A 5,652-nucleotide genomic window follows, 5' to 3' on the forward strand; every position below is an offset into this window, starting at 1 on the left:
CGCGGTCGGCACCGCCGGCCTGCTCGCGAGCCCGGCTGCCGCCGCGCCCAGCGAGCAGAGCGGGCAGTCCGGCGGTCGTCGCCGGGTACCGGTGGACCGGATCAGCATCCAGCTCTACACGCTGCGCGATCAACTCGCCGCCGACCTGCCCGGCACCCTGGACGCCCTGCGCCGGATCGGCTACCGGCGAGTGGAGCACGCCGGTTTCGTCGGACGCACCGCCGCGCAGTTCCGGGCGGCGCTCGACGAGGCCGGGCTGCGCGCCACCTCCGGGCACACCGGCATCCCGCAGCCGTTCGACGCCGCCACCTGGGAACAAGCCCTCGCCGACGCGAACGTCGTGGGGTGCAAGAAGATCGTCCACCCGTACTTCGGTCGGGACGCGAGCGGCCAGGCGATCCGGGACCCCAACGTCTACCGGGCCCTGGCGCGCGACCTGAACAAGGCCGGCCGGATGGCCGAACGCGCCGGGCTCGACTTCGGCTACCACAACCACCAACTGGAGTTCGTGCCGTTGACCGACGGCTCGACCGGCTTCGAGATTCTGACCGGGCAGACCGATTCCCGGCTGGTCCACTTCGAACTCGACCTCTACTGGGCCTGGCGGGGCGCGCACGACCCGGTCGACGTGATCCGGGCCAACCGTGGCCGGATCCGCCAGGTGCACGTCAAGGACCTCGACGTCGAGGGCGGTTTCGCCGACCTCGGCGACGGCGTCATCGACTTCGGTCGGATCTTCGCCCACGAGCGCGAGGCCGGCATCGAGGAATACATCGTGGAGCGCGACGACGCAGGCAGCCCGCCACGCTCCCCCGCCGACGCCCTGGACACCGCCCGGGTCGGCTTCGACTATCTCGCTTCACTCCGGTACTGAAAGCACCTCGGGGGACCATTTGATGAACAGAACCGCATTCGTGTCCGCCCTGCTGCTGGTGACGGCCGGTCTGGTCGTACCACCGTCAGCCGCGGCCGCCGCACCGGCCGCGCCGCCGGACAGCAGCTTCCAGAAGGTGACACTGAACGACTTCCCGGGCGAGCCGATGAGCCTCGCCGTCCTGCCCGACCTGCGGGTGCTGCACACCTCCCGCACCGGCGAGGTCCGCATCCACGACCCGCGCACCGGGCTGAACACCCTCGCCGCCGACATCCCCGTGTACGAGCACGACGAGGAAGGGCTGCAGGGGGTCGCCATCGACCCGGACTTCGCCCAGAACAAGTGGGTCTACCTGTACTACTCGCCGCCGATGAACACGCCGGTGGACGACCCGGCGACTCCCGGCGTCAACGAGGGGGACGCGCCGGAGACCGGCACGGAGGCGGACTGGCAGCGGTTCAAGGGCGCGCTGCGGCTGTCCCGGTTCAAGCTGGACGGGATGAAGCTGAACCTCGCCAGCGAGCAGCAGATCATCGACGTGCCCACCGACCGGGGCATCTGCTGCCACGTCGGCGGCCAGATCGACTTCGACAGCAAGGGCAACCTGTACCTGTCGACCGGTGACGACACCAACCCGTTCGCCTCCGACGGCTACGTCCCGATCGACGAGCGGGCCGACCGCAACCCGGCGTTCGACGCCCAGCGGACCGCGGCCAACACCAACGACCTGCGCGGCAAGCTGCTGCGCATCAAGGTGAAGGCCGGTGGTGGTTACACGGTGCCGGCCGGCAACCTGTTCAAGCCGGGCACGGCGCAGACCCGCCCGGAGATCTACGTGATGGGGCTGCGCAACGCGTTCCGGTTCGCCGTCGACCGGCGCACCGACAACGTGTACGTCGGCGACTACTCGCCGGACGCCTCGAACCCGAACCCGGAGCGCGGCCCGGCCGGACACGGCCGGTGGATGCGCGTCGACAAGCCGGCGAACTACGGCTGGCCGTACTGCGTGACACCGACGATCGCCTACCGCGACTACGACTTCGCCACCGGCGAGTCCGGCGCGAAGTTCAACTGCAAGCGCCCGGTCAACGACTCACCGCACAACACCGGCAAGCGCGTGCTGCCGCCGGTCGAGCAGCCGGAGGTCTGGTACGCGGCGGCCCCCTCGGCCGAGTTCCCGCAGCTGGGCACCGGCGGCATCGCCCCGATGGGCGGCCCGGCGTACGAGTACGACGGAACCAGCACGTCGCGTACCCGCTGGCCGGCCTACTACGACGGGGTGCCGCTGTTCTACGAGTGGACCCGCGACTACATCAAGGAGTTCCGCCTCGACGAGGACGGGGACGTGCAGGACATCCGCCCGGTGGCGCCGTCGCTGGTGGTGGACAACCCGATGGACATGGAGTTCGGCCCGGACGGCGCGCTCTACGTCCTGGAGTACGGCGACGGCTACTTCGCCGAGAACCCGGACGCGCAGCTGTCCCGGATCGACTTCGTCCGGGGCAACCGGACGCCGATCCCGAAGGTCAGTGGCACCCCGACCGTTGGGCAGGCCCCGTTGACCGTCAAGTTCTCCAGCGCCGGCACGACCGACCCGGACGGTGACAAGCTGAGCTACGCGTGGGACTTCGACGCGGACGGTTCGGTGGACAGCACCGACCCGAACCCGACGTGGACGTTCCCGGAGAACGGCTCGTACACCCCGACGTTGAAGGTGACCGACCGCACCGGACGCTCCGCCTCGGCGACCCTGCCGCTGGTGGTCGGGCCGACCGCGCCGATCATCGAGTTCGTCGCCCCGGTGGCCGGGCAGCCCTTCCAGTTCGGGCAGACGGTCGCGTACGAGGTGAAGGTCACCGACGACCTGCCGGTGGACTGCTCCCGGGTGAAGGTCACCTACGTGCTCGGCCATGACGAGCACGGGCACCCGCTCTCCACCTCGACGGGTTGCTCCGGGACCATCCCCACCTTCGTGGACGGTGGGCACAGCGGTGCGGACAACCTGACGGCGGTCTTCGTCGCGGAGTACACCGACGCGCCGACCGAGCCGGGTGTTCCGCCGCAGTCCGCCTCGGCCACGGTGGTGCTGGACCCGACCCCGGTGGCTGGCCTGGCCGGCTGACCGGTGCGCTGAGACAGTGGCGGCGGCCGGAGCAATTCCGGCCGCCGCCGCCTGTCGGTCAGCTCCAGTCGCTGTCGACGTGGTTGTCGCGCCAGCGTCCGCCCACCGGCGGCGTGTCCAGCCGTAACCCGTCCTCGGCGTTGCCGGCGAGGTCGTTGTCCTCGACCCGGCAGTCCACGCAGCTGCCGCGCTCGGTGATCCACAGTCCGTGGGTCTGGGTCCGGGACTCGTGGTTGTCCCAGATCCGGTTGCCGCGGACGGTGGCCGAGTCGAACGGCGCGTCGATGGTGATGCCAGCCCGCCGCTCCGGGGCGGCGGGCAGGTCGTACGCGCATCCCGGCGGCGGCACGTCACCGCTCCACGCGCTGAAGCCGTCCGGGCGGACCGGGGCGAGGGTGAGTTCGTCGCCGGTGTTGGAGGCCACCATGGCAACGGATCGTCCGACCCGCAGGACCTTGCCCCGGTGCCCGTCGTGCGGCCAGTTGGCCGACCGGTCCACCAGGCACCGCTCGCCGTAGCGGACGGCATCGCCCGTCCCGCCGGCGGCCCTCGCGTACTGCCGCCCGTTGTTGCGGATCCGGTTGTTGAGCAGCACCGCGTCGGTCATCTGGTGGTCGATCCGGACCGCGTCGAGGCCGTTGCCCCAGAACTCGTTGCTCTCGATCACCACGTCCCGGATCGGGCCCTGGTAACCGCGCCCGAGGTCGAGCGCGTGATAGCCGTGCCGCCCGTTGCCGCTGATCCGGTTGCCCCGGACGGTGTACGGGCCGGGGCTGTTGCCGATGCTGACCCCGTCGCGCATGTTCCCGTCGATGACGCAGTCGGTGAGCAGCCCACCCCGGCCGGCCACCGAGGAGGTGCCCTGCGCCGACACGTCGAAGCCGGTCTCCAGGTTGCCGGTCATCGTGCAGGCGGACACGATCAGACCGTCGGCGCCCCAGTCGGAGATGCCGAACCGGTTGCCCTGACTGTGGCAGCCGACGATGCGGAAGCCGCGCGGCGGCGCCCAGTAGTCCTTCTGCAGCTCCAGGAAGATGCCGTTGGTGCCGTTGGCCAGGGCGGTGCAGTTGGCGATGGTCAACCGTTCCACCGTGCCCCAGCCGCCGATGCCGACGCCGATGCCCGCGCCGCCCATCTGCTCGCCGTTGTCCAGCCGGCCACAGCCGACCACCACGACGCCGTCGATCAGCGAGTCCTGGAGGAAGTCGCAGCCCAGCCCGGTGGCGGCGGTGTGGTGGATGTAGAGGTTGCGGAACACGCCGCGCACCACGTACTGCAGGCCGAGACCCTTGGCCAGGTAGTTGTACTCGGCCATCGCCACGCCCGAGCCGTCGATCTGGAAGTCGGCGAACGTGCAGTCGGCGATGTGCCGGTCCCGGTCGGCGCCGTGCTGCACGGTCGTCCAGAAGGCCAGCGGGGTCGGGTCGGCCCGGTTGCCCTCGTTGCTGAGCATGAACCGGGTCGCCGCCGGACCGGCCCCGATCAGCGACACGCCGCTGCGCCACACGGTGCCGGCGTCGCGGATCGAGTAAATGCCCGGCGGGCAGTAGATGACCCGGGCCCGCCCGTCCGAGGCGTACCCGGTGCCGAGACGGTCCACGAGGGCGGCCAGCGCCGGCTGGTCGTTGGTCGCGCCGTCACCGGTCAGGCCGTACTCCAGCGCGTCGCAGTAGAGCGGCGCGCCGGCCGAGGCGGGCCGCCGTACCCGGACCGAGTCGAGTAGCACCTCGTTGGCCACGGGCCGGCTCCCTTCGACGCGGTTACGGTCCGGCGGGGCCGACTTCCCGATGACGCGTACGGGAAACCCTGGATGCGCGCCGGCCCCGGCGCCGCACGGAGGCAGCGTCGGGGCGGGGTACGCCCTCAGACGGCGGCGATCAGCAGCGCCGGGCGTTCCACGCAGTCGGCGACGTGCCGCAGGAATCCACCGGCCACGCCGCCGTCGCAGACCCGATGGTCGAAGGTGAGGCTGAGCTGGGTCACCTTGCGCACCGCGAGCTGCCCGTCGACGACCCACGGCTTGTCCACGATCCGCCCGACCCCGAGCAGTGCCGCCTCCGGGTGGTTGATGATCGGCGTGGAGCCGTCGACGCCGAACACGCCGTAGTTGTTCAGCGTGAACGTGCCGCCGGTGAGCCGGGCCGGCGGCAGGCTGCCCGCGCGCGCCGCGGCGGTGGTCGCCGCCAGTTCGGCGGCCAGCTCGGCGGTGGTGAGCCGCTGGGCGTCGCGCAACACCGGCACCAGCAGACCCCGGTCGGTCTGCGCGGCGATGCCCAGGTGCACGCCGGCGGACTGGACGATCCGCTGCGCCTCGGTGTCGACCCGCGAGTTGAGCTGGGGGAACCGGCGCAGACCGCTGAGGCAGATCCGGGCCAGCAGCGCCAGGATGCTCACCGGCGCGTCGGGGGTCGCGGCGTTGATCGCCGCCCGGGTCTCCAGCAGCCCGGTGGCGTCCACGTCCACCCAGATGGTCACCTCGGGGATCTCCCGCCGGCTGCGGGACAGCTTGTCGGCGATCACCTTGCGCACGCCGGTGAGCGGGACGATCACGTCGCCGTCCCCGGCCGGGGCCGGCGCCACGTGCGGGTCCGGCACGGCGGCGAGTCGGGCGGCGGGCGCGGCCAGCGCCGCCTCCACATCGGCGCGGCGGATCACC

At 71.6% G+C, this 5,652-nt stretch carries 4 protein-coding genes; 2 read left to right on the forward strand and 2 right to left on the reverse strand.

Going from position 1 to position 5,652, the window contains the following annotated elements:
• Together JNW91_RS28980 and JNW91_RS28985 are read left to right on the forward strand one after the other, a co-directional pair.
• Nucleotides 1-874 (forward strand): sugar phosphate isomerase/epimerase family protein (locus JNW91_RS28980; RefSeq protein WP_238425895.1); only part of this gene is annotated, 874 nt, incomplete at its 5' end.
• 22 nt (nucleotides 875-896) lie between these two features.
• On the forward strand, nucleotides 897-2,996 hold the full coding sequence (locus tag JNW91_RS28985; RefSeq protein ID WP_203178673.1) for a PQQ-dependent sugar dehydrogenase: 2,100 nt from the start codon (nucleotides 897-899) through the stop codon (nucleotides 2,994-2,996).
• Between the two features lie 58 nt (nucleotides 2,997-3,054).
• Here the strand turns inward: JNW91_RS28985 and JNW91_RS28990 are convergent, their stop codons facing one another.
• Nucleotides 3,055-4,734 (reverse strand): right-handed parallel beta-helix repeat-containing protein, encoded by a 1,680-nt coding sequence (locus JNW91_RS28990; RefSeq protein WP_203178675.1) that lies wholly within the window; start codon nucleotides 4,732-4,734, stop codon nucleotides 3,055-3,057.
• 125 nt (nucleotides 4,735-4,859) lie between these two features.
• Nucleotides 4,860-5,652: dihydrolipoamide acetyltransferase family protein (locus JNW91_RS28995; RefSeq protein WP_203178676.1), on the reverse strand; the 793-nt coding region annotated here is incomplete at its 5' end.

It is taken from the genome of Micromonospora parastrephiae, from assembly GCF_016802865.1.
GTDB lineage: Bacteria > Actinomycetota > Actinomycetes > Mycobacteriales > Micromonosporaceae > Micromonospora > Micromonospora parastrephiae.